The organism is Novosphingobium sp. NBM11 (assembly GCF_015390225.1).
GTDB lineage: Bacteria > Pseudomonadota > Alphaproteobacteria > Sphingomonadales > Sphingomonadaceae > Novosphingobium.
The window spans coordinates 3,284,926-3,299,192 of sequence record NZ_VUOG01000001.1; the positions used below are offsets into that span (position 1 = coordinate 3,284,926).

11 protein-coding genes, 1 tRNA gene and 1 pseudogene are annotated in these 14,267 nt (G+C 67.3%); 9 read left to right on the forward strand and 4 right to left on the reverse strand.

From position 1 onward, the window contains the following. Positions 1 to 4: 4 nt before the first annotated feature. Positions 5 to 1,030 carry an SPOR domain-containing protein gene (locus F1640_RS16130; protein WP_255530389.1) on the reverse strand — a complete coding sequence of 342 codons (1,026 nt, stop codon included), beginning with the start codon at positions 1,028 to 1,030 and terminating at the stop codon, positions 5 to 7. A 258-nt stretch (positions 1,031 to 1,288) separates the two neighbouring features. Here F1640_RS16130 and F1640_RS16135 point away from each other — a divergent pair. The 3 genes and pseudogenes from F1640_RS16135 (at position 1,289) to F1640_RS16145 (ending at position 4,014) form a co-directional block, all read left to right on the forward strand. Next, positions 1,289 to 2,010: pseudogene (locus tag F1640_RS16135) on the forward strand (AAA family ATPase). Between the two features lie 13 nt (positions 2,011 to 2,023). Next, a complete protein-coding gene (locus F1640_RS16140) occupies positions 2,024 to 2,596 on the forward strand; it encodes a hypothetical protein (RefSeq protein ID WP_194920073.1) in 573 nt (190 codons plus the stop codon). A gap of 86 nt (positions 2,597 to 2,682) precedes the next feature. Then, on the forward strand, positions 2,683 to 4,014 hold the full coding sequence (locus tag F1640_RS16145) for an SPOR domain-containing protein (protein ID WP_194920075.1): 1,332 nt from the start codon (positions 2,683 to 2,685) through the stop codon (positions 4,012 to 4,014). Positions 4,015 to 4,035: 21 nt separating this feature from the next. On the opposite strand, the gene F1640_RS16150 is transcribed toward F1640_RS16145, so the two are convergent. Beyond that, entirely contained in the window at positions 4,036 to 5,265 is a 1,230-nt protein-coding gene (locus F1640_RS16150; protein WP_194920077.1) for a dihydroorotase family protein, read from the reverse strand. Then, positions 5,262 to 6,305, reverse strand: coding sequence for an aspartate carbamoyltransferase catalytic subunit (locus F1640_RS16155; protein ID WP_194920079.1), 1,044 nt, complete (start codon positions 6,303 to 6,305; stop codon positions 5,262 to 5,264). The genes F1640_RS16150 and F1640_RS16155 overlap by 4 nt, the downstream gene beginning before the upstream one ends. Before the next feature lie 84 nt (positions 6,306 to 6,389). Here F1640_RS16155 and sppA point away from each other — a divergent pair, with 84 nt between their 5' ends. The 4 genes from sppA to F1640_RS16175 all read left to right on the forward strand — a co-directional run bounded on the left by sppA (position 6,390) and on the right by F1640_RS16175 (position 11,071). Then, on the forward strand, positions 6,390 to 8,273 hold the full coding sequence (gene sppA, locus F1640_RS16160) for a signal peptide peptidase SppA (protein WP_194920081.1): 1,884 nt from the start codon (positions 6,390 to 6,392) through the stop codon (positions 8,271 to 8,273). 109 nt (positions 8,274 to 8,382) lie between these two features. Then, a tRNA-Leu gene (locus F1640_RS16165) sits at positions 8,383 to 8,467 on the forward strand. Positions 8,468 to 8,542: 75 nt separating this feature from the next. Continuing rightward, the gene (gene tig, locus F1640_RS16170; protein WP_194920083.1) at positions 8,543 to 10,123 is read left to right on the forward strand and encodes a trigger factor; all 1,581 of its coding nucleotides are present in this window, start codon (positions 8,543 to 8,545) and stop codon (positions 10,121 to 10,123) included. Positions 10,124 to 10,273: 150 nt separating this feature from the next. Then, positions 10,274 to 11,071, forward strand: a complete 798-nt coding sequence (locus F1640_RS16175; protein WP_194920086.1) for a lysophospholipid acyltransferase family protein — start codon at positions 10,274 to 10,276, stop codon at positions 11,069 to 11,071. On the opposite strand, the gene F1640_RS16180 is transcribed toward F1640_RS16175, so the two are convergent. Then, complete coding sequence (locus tag F1640_RS16180) at positions 11,041 to 11,850, reverse strand: GNAT family N-acetyltransferase (RefSeq protein WP_194920088.1); 810 nt, start codon at positions 11,848 to 11,850, stop codon at positions 11,041 to 11,043. The two genes, F1640_RS16175 and F1640_RS16180, sit on opposite strands and share 31 nt — an antisense overlap. Positions 11,851 to 12,079: 229 nt before the next feature. On the opposite strand from F1640_RS16180, the gene clpP reads away from it, so the two are divergent. Further along, positions 12,080 to 12,787: an ATP-dependent Clp endopeptidase proteolytic subunit ClpP gene (gene clpP, locus F1640_RS16185; RefSeq protein ID WP_136955388.1), complete on the forward strand. Its 708-nt coding sequence runs from the start codon at positions 12,080 to 12,082 to the stop codon at positions 12,785 to 12,787. Between the two features lie 156 nt (positions 12,788 to 12,943). Beyond that, a complete protein-coding gene (clpX, locus tag F1640_RS16190) occupies positions 12,944 to 14,200 on the forward strand; it encodes an ATP-dependent Clp protease ATP-binding subunit ClpX (RefSeq protein ID WP_124809217.1) in 1,257 nt (418 codons plus the stop codon). Positions 14,201 to 14,267 lie beyond the last annotated feature (67 nt).

The window sequence follows — 14,267 nt, forward strand, 5'->3', positions numbered from 1 at the left end:
AGCCTTACGGCTTTATCACCAGGCACGCGATGCCACCAGCCTTGAGGCCGTCGCACGCCCTTTCCGCTTCCGCCTGCCCGGCGTAGCCGCCGGTGAGCAGGCGCGTCACGCCGCCGGAGGGAATGTCGATCCGGGGATGGCCGGCCACGCCTGGCCGGGCCTTCACCCGGCTCCACAGCGCATCGGCATTGCCGCGCTGCGAGAACGCGCCCAACTGGATACGCCAGTTGCCTGTGGCGTGGGGGGCGGGCGCCGGTGGCCGGGCCGCAGCGGGCGGGGGCGGCGCCGGCCGGGATACGGCCGGACGCGGCGGCATGGGCGTTGCCGGAGCCGTCGCCACGGTGGAAGCGGGGATGCTCGTGGTGGGCAGCGGTCTTGGCGCGGCGGATCCGGGCGTCTGCAATGCCGGGGCTTTGGCGCCCAGATCGCTGGCGGCGAGTTGCACGCTGCGCGCCTGCTCCGCTTTCCGTTCGAGATCGCCGGCCAGCGAAATGCCCATTTGTCGCTGCTCCAGCGGAATCACGGTGTCCATCGTGGCAAGGCTGGTTGTCGCCTGCGGCAGGCCGCTGGCAGCGGCGCGCGTCATCAGCGCATAGGCGCGCACCCAGTCCTTGCCGACGTAGTCGCCGTTGAAGGCGGCAATGCCGAGGATGTACATCGCGCGCGGCTCTCCGCGATCGGCTGCCGTGTTGAGCCATGGCAGCGCCTCCGTCTGGCGGCCCGACTGGAATAGCACGATGCCATAGTTGTCGCCGGCCTGCGGATGCCCCTTGCGGGCGGCGCGGCCGAAATAGAATTCGGCCTTTGCCATGTCCTGCGGCACGCCTTTGCCCAGCCGATAAGCCTGACCCAGGTTGAACTCCGCGTCCGCATCGCCCCTGGCGGCGGCGGTTTCCCATTGACGGACCGCGCCCGCGAAGTCCTGCCTCTGCCAGGCTTCGACGCCGGACTTGACCACGTTGGCGTTCGCACCGCTCCCCGTTGTCTGGGCATGGACGGACATGACCGGCACAGCCGCGCAGGCTGCCATGATGGCAATTCCTATGGTTATTCCCGCTTTCGGTCGAAGCACGGCAAGGCCCCCGCTCGTGTAATAGCTGCTGCTGATGCGATGGTATTTGTGATCGGTTAACCCCGCATTAGCAAAGAATTCCGGCCTTGCGAGCCAGATTGCCACGAAATCGGGGGCGTGTTGTCCCTTCACCGTCCCGCGCTGCATTAACGGAAATTTCAGTCTGTTCTGCGATCTCCCGTTCAGGACCGTTTCGGTATAAGAGGGGGATACCCATTGCGCGTATTGGCTTTGGCATCGCAGAAGGGCGGATCGGGAAAGACCACCCTGTCCGGTCATCTTGCCGTGCAGGCGCAGCGCGCCGGCGCCGGCCCGGTCGTTCTCATCGACATCGATCCGCAGGGATCGCTGGCTGATTGGTGGAATGAGCGCGAGGCGGAATACCCGGCCTTCGCCCAGACCACCGTGGCCCGTCTGGCCGCCGACCTTGCCGTTCTGCGCCAGCAGGCTTCAAGCTGGCCGTAATCGATACACCACCGGCGATCACGATGGCGATCCAGTCGGTTATCTCCGTGGCGGAACTGATCGTCGTGCCCACGCGCCCCAGCCCGCATGACCTGCGCGCCGTTGGCGCCACGGTCGATCTGTGCGAGCGCGCCGGAAAGCCGCTGATCTTCGTGGTAAACGGCGCGACGCCCAAGGCACGCATCACCTCCGAAGCGGCGATCGCGCTGTCGCAGCACGGCACCGTAGCCCCCGTAACGCTGCACCACCGCACCGATTTCGCGGCCTCGATGATCGATGGGCGCACGGTGATGGAAGTCGATCCCAAGGGGCGTTCGGCGCAGGAAGTCACCGCGCTGTGGACCTATATTTCCGAACGGCTGGAACGCAATTTCCGCCGGACGGTCTTCGCGGTGCCCGCCCAGCCGGCGCCGGTCATTGGCGCTGCACCACGCGCTGCCGGGGGCTTCGGCCGCCGCGTCAGCGGTTCGTGAAGGGAGGAGCCCGATGACCGAACCTCGTGCTTTCGCTTCGCTGACGCCAAGCCTTCTTGCCCGCAAAGGCGGCGCGCGTCCCGCGATGCGCCCGCAGCTTGCGCCGATTTCCTATGACGAACAGCACCGTGTCGGGCTGGGAGGCGGCCATGCTCCTCTCGACGATCTGGGCTGGAACGATATGGGCGAAGCACCGTCGCATGGCTCACCCCATGGTGCGCCATTGCCCGATCATGCCGACGCCGCGCCTGCCGTGCCCGAAGTGGTGCGCCAGATGAAGACGCTCGCGCAGGCCGTGGCCGAGGAAGCTCCGGTTGTGGAAGAAGTTTCGGCCGCAGAGCCGGTATCGGCGCCGTCGGAACCCGAAGTTGCGCCGCAGCCGGCGCGTCGCCACGGTGTTGCCCTCGCTTCGGGCCGCAAAGCCGCTTTCACGCTGCGCCTCGACGCCGATCGCCATTTCCGCCTGCGGCTTGCCAGCACGCTGGAGAACCGCAGCGCGCAGCAGGTCGTGACCGACGCGCTCGACCGCTTTCTCGAAACCGTGCCCGGTCTTGAAGACCTGGCCTGCCGCGCCAAGCGGCCTTGATCCGTTTGCCAGGGGATTTTCCGATCATGCAGCCCTCGATCGATTTTACCGCACCGTGCGCTGCCCCGCTTCGCCGGCGGCTGCGCATGGGGTTAGCCACCGCGCTGGCGGCGGGCCTGCTTGCGGGTTGCGCGGCCGGAGGGCCGCATGCCGACAAGATTGCGGCGAATGCCCGTGCGGAACTGGGTGGCGGCCATGCCGACAAGGCGGTCGCGCTGGCGGAAAAGGCGGTGCTGTCCGATCCGCGCAACGGTGCCTATCGCCTGTTGCTGGGGAACAGCTACTTGCGCGCGGGCCGCTTCGAATCCGCGCGGCAGGCCTATGACGAGGCGATGGAACTGGGCGAGGACAGCGGCAAGGCCGCGTTGAGCCTTGCGCTGGCGGAAATCGGCATGGGCCGCAGCAACGAGGCGGTCGATACGTTGAACAGCTATCGCGATGCCATTCCGGTCGAGGACTATGGGCTGGCGCTGGCGCTGGCCGGCCGCACCGGCGAAGGCATCGAACTGATGGGCAACGCGCTGCGTACCAGCGGGACCAATCCCAAGATACGCCAGAACCTGGCGTTCGCGCTGGCGCTTCATGGCGAGTGGAAGGAAGCCCGGGTGATGGCTTCGTTCGACGTGCCGGCCGACCAGCTTGATGCGCGCATCCAGCAATGGGCGGCCATCGGCAATCCCGAGGACGTGCGCCGCCGTGTGGCGTCGCTGATCGGGGCACCGGTGCGTGAAGATGCCGGCCAACCCACGGCGCTGGCGTTGGCCAACTTCCCGGAAACGGCGCAACTGGCCGCTGCCGCTGCCGCGAAGGCGGAAACGCCCAAGGCAGGAGACGCTGGCGCGGCCCCCGCGCTGGCCAAGGCTGCCGTCGAGGAACTGCCGGCGCTCGATACCGCGCCCGCGCCACGGGTGGCCGATGCTTCGACGCAGCCGCGCCCCGCGCAACTGGCGATGATCGACGCGCCCGCAGCGAAAACCGCGCCAGTCGCGGTGATCCAGCCGCAGGCGCGCCCCTACCGGATCGCCGCAGCGGCGGCGCGTCCTTCCGCGCGCCCGGTGGCAAAGCCAGTGGCGATGTCCGCGGCAAAGCCGGCGGTGCGTCCCACGGTCGCACCGGGCACGCATCTGGTGCAGCTTGGAGCGTTCTCCACCGCCGATGGCGCGCGCCGGGCCTGGCGCCACTTTACCTCGCGCAATCCGGCTCTCGCCAGCTACCGTAACGTGACCACCCAGGTAACCGTGAACGGCCGTCGCTTCTGGCGCGTGCAGGCGGCGGGCTTCGTTGGACAGGCTTCGGCCGCCACGCTGTGCCGCTCGGTCAAGGCGCGCGGCGGCGCGTGCCTGGTCATGGCAGCGCCGCGCGTGGCTCCGCCGCAGCCGGGCCGCACCACCGATACCCGTCTCGCGCGGTTGCGCTGACGGGCTTCGGCCCGCCCGCGTTCAGGCGATCAGCTTGCCGCCCTTGAACAGGGCGTTGACCCGGCCTTCCACCGGCCGTCGGTCGAACGGCGTGTTGCCGGCGCTGGCTGCCATCTTGTCCGAATCGACAATCCAGGGACGGACCGGATCGACCAACGCGATATCGGCTTCCCAGCCCGCTTCCAGCCGCCCCGCATCCACGCCCAGCAGGCGCGCGGGCGCGCCCGCCAGCAGATCGAACGCGCGGGCCAGATCGATATGACCATCGCGCACCATCGTCAGCGTCAGCGGCAACAGCGTTTCCGCCCCGGCCATGCCCGGTTCGGCATCGGCAAAGGGCAGGCGCTTATCCTCGGGGCCGCGCGGATCATGGCCCGATGCGATCACGTCGATCGTGCCGTCGGCGATCGCGGCGATCACCGCCTTGCGATCGGCATCGCTGCGCAGCGGCGGCGAAAGGCGGCAGAACGTCCGGAAATCGGCGAGTTCCAGATCGGACAGCATGAAATGCGCCGGGGTCACGCCCGCGCTGACCGGCACGCCGCGGGCCTTGGCCTTGCGTACGAGATCGAGCGCGCGCGCGGTCGTCACCTGCCGGAAGTGGACGTGGCACCCGGATAGCTCGGCCAGCGTGATGTCGCGCGCCACCGCCAGCGCTTCGGCCTCGGCCGGGGCGGACGGCAGGCCCAGCCGGGTCGCCATCTCGCCGGCGGTGGCCACGGCCGCGCCGGTGACGCCGGCATCCTCGGCATGGGTGATGACGACCAGCCCGAGCATCGCGCAATAGCGCAGCAGCCGAAGCATCACGCCCGAATCGGCGATCCAGTTCCGCCCGGTCGCGACCGCGCGTGCGCCGGCCTCGCGCATCAGGGCCAGTTCGGCGAGTTCCGAGCCTTCCAGCCCGCGTGTGGCGGCGGCGAGCGGGTGGACCCAGAAATCGGGCTTGCCCGATTGCGCGGCAAAGCGGACGCGCGCCGGATGGTCCAGCGGCGGCCCCTGATCGGGCATCAGCGCGGCGCGGGTGATGCCGCCGAAGTGGAACGCCGGCTTGTCGATGGCGAAGACGCCCAGATCGACCAGACCGGGCGCGATCAGCGCGCCGCGCGCGTCGATCACGTCATCGCCTTCCGCTGGCGAAACATTCCCGATCGCCACGATCCGCCCGTTCTCGCAGCGCAGCGCGCCGGCAACGGGTTCGCCTTCGGGCAGCACCAGCCTTCCGCCGGTGATGGTCAGCGGGCGCGGGGTCATGCAAGGACTCCCTGTTCTTCGGCCCAGCCGGGCACGCCTCTCGCGCGCCGTGTCAGCACGTCCAGACAGGCCATGCGGATGGCGACGCCGCGTTCCACCTGCCGGGTAATCAGGCTGCGGGTGGGATGGTCGGCCACCTGGCTGTCGATCTCCACGCCCCGGTTCATGGGGCCGGGATGCATGACGAAGGCATCGGCTTCCGCCTTGGCGAGCCGGTCGAGCGTCAGCCCGTACAGATGCCGGTATTCGCGGGGGGAGGGGATGAACTGGCCGCTCATGCGTTCCTGCTGGAGCCGCAGCATCATGACCACTTGCGCGCCTTTCAGCGCCGCGTCGAAATCGTGGAACGGCGTCACGCCCATCGCCTCGATCTCGGCGGGCATCAGCGCGGGCGGCGCGCAGACGCTGACATCGCAGCCCAGCGCGGTCAGGGCCAGGATGTTGGAGCGGGCCACACGGCTGTGCAGGATGTCCCCGCAGATCGTCACGCGCAGGCCGTTCAGGTCGCTGCCGGGGGCGAGCTTCAGCGCATGGCGGATGGTCAGCGCGTCCAGCAGCGCTTGCGTGGGATGCTCGTGCTGGCCGTCGCCCGCGTTGAGCACCGGGCAATCGACCTTTTCGGCGATCAGCCGCACCGCGCCGGAACTGGCGTGGCGGATGACGATGGCGTCCGCGCGCATCGCGTTCAGCGTCATCGCCGTGTCGATCAGCGTTTCGCCCTTCTTCACGCTGGACGTGGCGGCGTGCATGTTGACCACGTCTGCCCCCAGCCGCTTGCCCGCGATCTCGAACGACAGCAGCGTGCGGGTGGAATTCTCGAAGAAGGCGTTGATGATGGTCAGGCCGGAAAGAACTTCGGCGCGCTTCTGCGATTGCCGGTTCAGCTCCACCCACTGTTCCGCCTCGTCCAGCAGGAACAGGATCTCGTGCCGGGCAAGCCGGCCGATCCCGGTCAGATCGCGATGGGGGAAGGCAAGGCCGCCGGCGGGATAGCGGGCCGATGGCGGTGCGGCGGGGGAGGTGGGGGTCGATGGGTGCATCGAAGACCACGCCCTAGACCCGCGATGGAGGCATCTCAAGCCTTGCGGCTGGAACTCTTCGCGTTCCGGCCGTAGATATCCCCCATGAAGTTCGCTCGCTCGGCCTGGAAGCTCCTCGTCGCCGTCAAGGACGCTCTCGTCCTCCTGTTCCTCCTGCTGTTCTTCTGGGCGCTCTATGCGGTGCTCACGCTGCGTCCGGCGCCCGGCATGGTGCGCGAAGGCGCGCTCTATCTCGTGCTTGATGGCCCGGTGGTGGAGGAGCGCAGCCATATCGATCCGTTCGGCCTGCTCACCAGCGGCGAAAAGCCGCGCCGGGAATACCGCGAACGCGACATCGCGCGCGCGATCGAGCAGGCGGCCACCGATTCGCGGATCAAGGCGATCGTGCTGGATCTCGAAAAGTTCGGCGGCGGGCGGCAGGTGCATCTCAGCCATATCGGCGCGGCGATGGACAAGGCCCGGGCGGCGAAGAAGCCGGTGCTGGTCCGCGCGGTGATGTACCAGGACGATGGCGTGCAACTGGCGGCCCATGCCAGCGAGGTCTGGGTCGATCCGATCGGCGGCGCGATCGTGACCGGCCCCGGCGGCACCAACCTTTATTACAAGGCGCTGCTCGACCGGCTGAAGGTGAAGGCGCACGTCTTCAAGGTCGGCACGTACAAGAGCGCGGTGGAACCCTACATCCGTGACGATGCCTCGCCCGAAGCGAAGGAAGCGCTAAACGCGGTGTACACCGCGCTGTGGGACAGCTGGCAGGCCGAAGTGAAGAAGGCCCGGCCCAAGGCAAATCTGGCGCTGGTGACTGGCGATCCGGTGAAGTGGCTGGCCGAAAGCAACAACGATGCGGCGCAGGCCGCGCTCAAGGCCGGGTTGGTCGACAAGCTGGGCGATCGCATCGCCTTCGGCAAGCGCGTGGCCGAACTGGCGGGCGCCGATCCTGCGGCCGGGCTGGGCGCGTTCCGCTCCACCGACATGGCGACCTATCTCGCCGACAAGCCGGAACCGCGCGAAGGCAAGGCGATCGCCGTGGTGACCATTGCCGGCGAGATCGTCGACGGCGACGCCGGCCCGGGAACCGCCGGCGGTGACCGCATTGCCGCGCTGCTCGACAAGGCGGCGGCCAGCGATGACTACGCCGGACTGGTGGTGCGCGTCGATTCGCCCGGCGGCTCGGTGCTGGCCTCGGAACGGATTCGCGCGGCTATCGAACGGATCAAGGCGAAGGGGCTGCCCGTGGCGGTTTCCATGGCGAATCTGGCGGCGAGCGGCGGGTACTGGGTCTCCACGCCCGGCCAGCGCATCTTCGCCGAACCGGATACAATTACCGGCTCGATCGGCATTTTCGCGGTGATCCCGACCGTCGAGGACACCATCGCGCAGTATGGCGTCCATGCCGACGGCCTGCGCACGACGCCGCTGGCCGGCCAGCCCGACCTGCTGGGCGGGCTGACACCGGCGTTCCAGGGGCTGCTGCAAGGCCAGATCGAAAACAACTACCGCCGCTTCATTGGCCTTGTTGGCGCATCACGCCACAAGACGCCCGAACAGGTCGACGCGATCGGCCAGGGCCGCATCTGGGACGGCGGCACCGCGCGGCAGAACGGGCTTGTCGACCAGTTCGGCGGGCTGGACGATGCGCTGGCGTGGACCGCCAAGGCGGCCAAGGTCGACAAGTGGCATCCGGTTTTTCTGGGATCGGGCGATGGTACGGTGCGCAGCCTGCTGGAACAGATGGTGAGCGACGACGGGGACGCGGCGGCGGCACCGTCGGGTGATCTTGCCGGCTTCGTCTCGCTGCGCCAGCAGGCGCTGGCCGACCGGCTGATGGCCGATGCCGCGCGCTTGCTCTCGGGTCGCGGTGCGCAGGCCTATTGCCTGGAATGCGCGGTCGACTATCGGTCCGCAGCGCGCCCCGCACCGCTTCCGGGACGGGGGTGGCTGGCCTTGCTGGCGCGCCTTGCACCCTGATCGGAAGGCTTCCCGCGTACCGCATTGCCCGATCAGTGCCCGTTGAGGCCCAAGGCGCTTGCCCTTTTCCCGCCGCTGCGATAGGGGCACCGCCTGCTTTTCGCCGGATGCGGGCGTGGCGGAACTGGTAGACGCGCTGGATTTAGGTTCCAGTATCGCAAGATGTGGGGGTTCGAGTCCCTTCGCCCGCACCAGCCGCTGCGCCATGCTCCGACCCGAGGACGACGCGCCGCGCGGTGCGTCAATGACGTACAGAAAGTTGGATCAGGATGCAGATCGTCGAGACCACCAACGAGGGCCTGAAGCGCGCCTACACCGTGACCATCCCGGCCGCCGACATCGCGTCGCGCGTTGAAGGGGAAGTGAAGAAGATCACGCCGCAGGTGCGGATGCCCGGCTTCCGCCCCGGCAAGGTGCCCGCGAACCTCGTGCGCAAGATTCACGGCCCGGCGCTTCACCAGGAAGCGCTCAACACCACCATCCGCGCGGCGCTGGACCAGCTCGTCGCCGATCACAAGCTGCGCCCCGCCGTGCAGCCCTCGGTCGCGCTGGGCGATGGCTATGCCGAAGGGCAGGACGCCGAACTGACCGTCGCGCTCGAAGTCCTGCCGGATATCGCCGCGCCGTCGCTCGAAGGGCTGAAGCTTGAAAAGCTGGTGGTTCCCGTGGGCGAGGATCAGGTGGACGAAGCCGTCAACCGCATCGCCGCCGGGCAGAAGAAGTTCACCGACGCGCCGAAGAACGCCAAGGCCAAGGAAGGCGATCAGCTGATCATCGATTTCCTCGGCAAGGTCGATGGCGTCGCGTTCGAGGGCGGCACCGCCGAGGACCAGGCGCTGGAAATCGGTTCGGGCCGCTTCATCCCCGGCTTCGAGGAACAGCTCACGGGCGTGAAGGTGGGTGACGAAAAGGTCATCACCGTCACGTTCCCGGAAGACTATCCGGCCGAGAACCTGAAGGGCAAGGAAGCCACCTTCGACATCACGGTGAAGGCGGTGAAGCACGGCGGCGAGTTCGTGGCCGATGACGAGTTTGCCAAGATGCTCGGCCTCGAAAGCCTGGAGCAGCTGCGCGGCCTCCTCAAGGGCCAGCTCGAACAGGAAACCGCTGGTCTCACCCGCACCCAGATGAAGCGCGCGCTGCTCGATCAGCTGGCCGCCGGCCACGATTTCGCCGTGCCGCCGTCGATGGTCGAAGCCGAATTCGAGCAGATCTGGCAGCAGCTGACCCACGAAGCGAGCCACGAGGAAAACCCCGAGGAAGCGCTGAAGGAGATCGAGGCGGAGAAGGAAGACTACCGCAAGATCGCCGAACGCCGCGTCCGCCTGGGCCTGCTCCTTTCCGAAATCGGCCAGGCCAACGGTGTGCAGGTTTCCGCGCAGGAAATGGAAATGCTGATCCGCCAGGCGGCCCAGCAGTACCGCGAGGAAGATCGCCAGCGCTTTATCGAATACGTCCGTTCAGAGCCGCTTGCCGCCGCGCAGCTGCGCGCGCCGCTCTATGAGGACAAGGTCGTCGACTTCCTGTTCGACAAGGCCGAAGTGGCCGAGCGCGAAGTGACGCGTGACGAGCTGCAGGCCGCGATCGAAGCCGAAGAAGGCGTGACGCCGGCGGCCGAAGCGAAGCCCGCCGCGAAGAAGAAGGCCCCGGCCAAGAAGAAGGCAGAAGCCGCCGCCGAGGAAGCGCCCGCCGCCGAAGCACCTGCGGAGGAAGCCAAGCCCGCCGCGAAGAAGGCCGCGCCGAAGAAGAAGGCGGCCGCTCCCGCCGAAGCGCCGGCCGAGGAAGCCGCTGCCGAAAAGCCGGCTCCCAAGAAGAAGGCTCCCGCCAAGAAGAAGGCCGAAGAGGCCTGATCTTTGGCGCTGTCGCCCCCTTCCGGGGCTGACTGACGAAACAGGAAGGGCGTGCCGCACAGGGCGCGCCCTTTTTGTTTGTCGCGATCCTGTCATGCCCGTGTCGCATGCGTCGCCACGATGCGGACATACGCGCGGGAGTGATCGTCGATGGCCGAAGGCTGGCGGAAATTGCGCGTGGGCTATCGCTGCGGCCGCGCGCTCGGTTCGCTCGTTCTCGTGTTGATGCTGTCGGTGCCCTGGCGGCTGGCGGGGCGGTGGCGCACGTCGCGCCGGGCGATCGAGAACGCGGCGTGGGACATTCTGCTGCGAGGCTTCGGCATTCGTGTCCGGTGCCATGGCGATCGTCGTCTGGCGCCGGGGACTCTGGTGTTGGCGAATCACCTGTCGTGGGTCGATATCGCGGTGCTGGCGCGCGTGGCGGACGTGGGTTTCGTGGCCAAGGCCGATGTTGCCGGCTGGCCCCTGCTGGGTATTCTGGCGCAACGGCACGGCAGCGTGTTCGTCGACCGCCATCGCCGGGCGGGCGTGGTCGAGGCGCGGGGGGAGCTTGTCGTGCGGCTGGCGTCGGGGCGCTCGCTGGTTCTCTTTGCCGAGGGTACGACCAGTACGGGCGAAGGCGTGATGCCGTTCCATGCCAGCATGGTTCCGGATGCCACGGCGGATCGTGGCATGATCTGCCCGGTCACGCTGGCCTGCCGCGATCCGCGCCAGCGGGCGTTGGTCGCCTGGGTCGGGGACGACGCCCTGCTGCCGCACGCGCTGGCGCTGGCCGCTGCCGGGGGCGCGACCATCGATGTCGATTTCGGCAAACCGCTAGGCGGCGGCGATCGCAAGCAGGTCGTCCGTGAAGCGCAGGCCCGAATCGCGCTGCGCCTTGCCGACCTGCTGGGCGGTGGGGCCGCCCCGACGGAAGATCAGGCCGCCACGCTGAAACGGGCGGCGTAGCGTTCCGAGATCAGCTCCACTGGCATCACCACGCAGACGTCGATCGTGTTGAATTCACGGTCGACGAACGCTCCGTCACCGAAACGCGCGCCCGCGCGCAGATAGCCCTTGATCAGCGGCGGCAATTGCACCAGCGCCCGCCGCTCGTCATAGCTGCCGCGCGGCAGCCGTTCGAGCGCGATGCCCTTGCCGGGAAGCACCGCAGGCCGCTGGTAGTCTGGCGCAAGGCAGACGTGATGGAGGTAGGACAGCGCCGCCGCGTGCGCGTCTGGGTCGATGCCGGGGAACGAGGCGCAGCCGAACATCAGCCCGATGTCATGGAGCGCGAGATAGTCCGCGATGCCGCGCCAGAGCAGCGAGATGGTCGCGCTGGTGCGATAGGCGGGCAGCACGCACGAACGCCCCAGTTCGAGCAGTTCGCCGCCCCCGCTACGCGCACCGGCCAGCCGGGACAGGTCGAACTCGCCTTCCGAATAGAAGCCGCTGGCCTTGCGCGCCACGCTTTCGCGCAGCAGGCGATAGGTCCCAACCACCAGCGGCCCCCTCCCGCCATCTTCGGCGCACCCGTCCTCGTCGACCACGAGCAGGTGATCGCACAGCGAGTCATAGGGATCGCTGTCGATGCAGGATTCGCCGCCGGCGGATGGGCCGCTGACGGGAATGTTCGCGCCCATCTCTGCGGCGAAGACCTGCCAGCGCAGTTTCTGCACGGCCACCAGATCGCCGTGGTCGCGCGCCAGCCGGACCGAAAGTCTGCGAAGTTGCGTGTGCGAACCCATGGTGTCCTCCGATCCTTGATCGTAGGGTGCCTTCGTGACCGCTGCGCGTCGAAGCGGTGACAGTTTGACGGCATGGACGGCGGTTTCGCCACGGTTCCGTCAAGATCGCGCGGGACATTTTCGCGTTTCATCCGCCGATGGGGACGGTATTTCCGGCATGGACGGGTTAACGCCCTTGAACATCTTCCCGTGGCACGCGACATAGACGCGGCAACCACAAGAGGGATTCATGCTCGACCTGTTCGGCCACAACAGCGGCGCCTATGGCGCTCAAGGCAAGTTCACCACCGATCCTGTCACCGGCGCGCTCGTTCCCGTCGTCGTCGAACAGACCAGCCGCGGCGAACGCAGCTTCGATATCTTTAGCCGCCTGCTGCGCGAGCGCATCATCTTCGTGACGGGCCAGGTAGAAGACCACATGGCGGCCCTGATCACCGCGCAGCTGCTGTTCCTCGAATCGGAAAACCCGTCGAAGGACATCTCGATGTACATCAACTCGCCGGGCGGCGTCGTCACGGCGGGCATGGCGATCCATGATACCATGCAGTACATCCGCCCGCGCGTTTCCACCGTGTGCATCGGCCAGGCCTGCTCGATGGGCAGCTTCCTGCTGGCGGCGGGCGAGCCGGGTATGCGCATCGCACTGCCCAACGCGCGAATCATGATTCACCAGCCGTCCGGCGGGGCTCAGGGCATGGCCTCCGACATCGAGATCCAGGCGCGCGAGATCCTGCGCATCCGTGAGCGGATGAACAAGCTCTACGTCAAGTACACCGGCCGCACGCTGGAAGAGATCGAGCGGGCGATGGATCGCGATACCTTCCTCGAAGCCGACGAGGCGCAGAAATTCGGCCTTGTCGACAAGGTTTTCGAATCGCGTCCGGCCACCGACCAGACCGGTGTTGAGGAAGGTTCGGGCGGCGCGCCGGCCGCCTGAAGGGAGTATCTTGCAGGGCCGCGAGGCGCTTAACCTTGGCGAAAGGCGCCGCGCGGTAACCTGATTTTCGCTTTGAACGTGTCCGGTTGATTAATGCCCTTGGGGTAGTAGGATGATCGGGCCGGCCTTCCGTGGGAAGGCGCCTGGGATGATAGAATGACGAAGCTTTCCGGATCGGATACCAAGAGCACCCTGTACTGCAGCTTCTGCGGCAAGAGCCAGCACGAGGTGCGCAAGCTTATTGCAGGGCCGACCGTGTTCATCTGCGATGAATGCGTCGAACTGTGCAACGACATCATCCGTGAAGAGACCAAGGCCGGGATCGCCGGGAAGAAGGATGGCGGCATACCCACGCCGCGTGACATCTTCGAGACGCTGAACGATTACGTGATCGGCCAGGACCGCGCCAAGCGCGTGCTCTCGGTGGCCGTCCACAACCACTACAAGCGCCTCAAGCACAGCGGCAAGGGCAGCGAGGTCGAACTCTCGAAGTCGAACATCCTGCTGGTCGGGCCGACCGGTTCGGGCAAGACCCTGCTGGCGCAGACGCTGGCCAAGACGTTCGACGTGCCGTTCACGATGGCCGACGCCACCACGCTGACCGAAGCCGGCTACGTGGGCGAGGACGTCGAGAACATCATCCTCAAGCTGCTCCAGGCATCGGACTACAATGTCGAGAAGGCGCAGCACGGCATCGTCTATATCGACGAGATCGACAAGATCAGCCGCAAGGCGGAAAACCCCTCGATCACGCGCGACGTTTCGGGCGAGGGCGTGCAGCAGGCGCTGCTCAAGCTGATGGAAGGCACCACCGCCTCCGTTCCGCCGCAGGGCGGTCGCAAGCATCCGCAGCAGGAATTCCTGCAGGTGGACACGACCAACATCCTGTTCATCTGCGGCGGCGCCTTCGCGGGGCTGGAAAAGATCATCGCCGATCGCCTGCAGAAGCGTTCGATCGGGTTCGGCGCGCACGTCGCCGATCCGGACAAGCGCAAGGTGGGCGAACTGCTCCAGAAGGCGGAGCCGGAAGACCTGCTCAAGTTCGGCCTGATCCCCGAATTCGTCGGCCGTCTGCCGGTGATCGCCACGCTCAACGATCTCGATATCGAGGCGCTGGTGAAGATTCTGCGCGAACCCAAGAACGCGCTGGTCAAGCAGTACCAGCGCCTGTTCGAGCTGGAGGACGTGCAGCTTACCTTCACCGACGACGCGCTGGAAGCGATCGCCAAGAAGGCCATCGAGCGCAAGACCGGAGCGCGCGGGTTGCGGTCGATCGTCGAAGGGCTGCTGCTCGATACGATGTTCGACCTGCCGACGCTGGAAGGCGTGACCGAAGTGGTCGTCGACAAGGATGTCGTCGATGGCCGCAAGGAACCGGTTCAGGTGCTCAAGGGCAAGGAAGAAGCGGCCTGACGGCAGCGCTTACCCTTCGCTGAACTTCTGAAGAAGCGGGGTTCCTTCGGGATGCCCGCCTCTTTCG

Bases quoted from the DNA above. Each gene is read 5' to 3' on its own strand.
- clpP (WP_136955388.1), top strand. From the start codon at position 12,080: ATGCTCGACCTGTTCGGCCACAACAGCGGCGCCTATGGCGCTCAAGGC.
- sppA (WP_194920081.1), top strand. From the start codon at position 6,390: ATGAAGTTCGCTCGCTCGGCCTGGAAGCTCCTCGTCGCCGTCAAGGAC.
- F1640_RS16180 (WP_194920088.1), bottom strand. From the start codon at position 11,850: ATGGGTTCGCACACGCAACTTCGCAGACTTTCGGTCCGGCTGGCGCGC.
- clpX (WP_124809217.1), top strand. From the start codon at position 12,944: ATGACGAAGCTTTCCGGATCGGATACCAAGAGCACCCTGTACTGCAGC.
- F1640_RS16155 (WP_194920079.1), bottom strand. From the start codon at position 6,305: ATGCACCCATCGACCCCCACCTCCCCCGCCGCACCGCCATCGGCCCGC.
- F1640_RS16140 (WP_194920073.1), top strand. From the start codon at position 2,024: ATGACCGAACCTCGTGCTTTCGCTTCGCTGACGCCAAGCCTTCTTGCC.
- F1640_RS16130 (WP_255530389.1), bottom strand. From the start codon at position 1,030: ATGGCAGCCTGCGCGGCTGTGCCGGTCATGTCCGTCCATGCCCAGACA.
- F1640_RS16145 (WP_194920075.1), top strand. From the start codon at position 2,683: ATGGGGTTAGCCACCGCGCTGGCGGCGGGCCTGCTTGCGGGTTGCGCG.
- F1640_RS16175 (WP_194920086.1), top strand. From the start codon at position 10,274: ATGGCCGAAGGCTGGCGGAAATTGCGCGTGGGCTATCGCTGCGGCCGC.
- tig (WP_194920083.1), top strand. From the start codon at position 8,543: ATGCAGATCGTCGAGACCACCAACGAGGGCCTGAAGCGCGCCTACACC.
- F1640_RS16150 (WP_194920077.1), bottom strand. From the start codon at position 5,265: ATGACCCCGCGCCCGCTGACCATCACCGGCGGAAGGCTGGTGCTGCCC.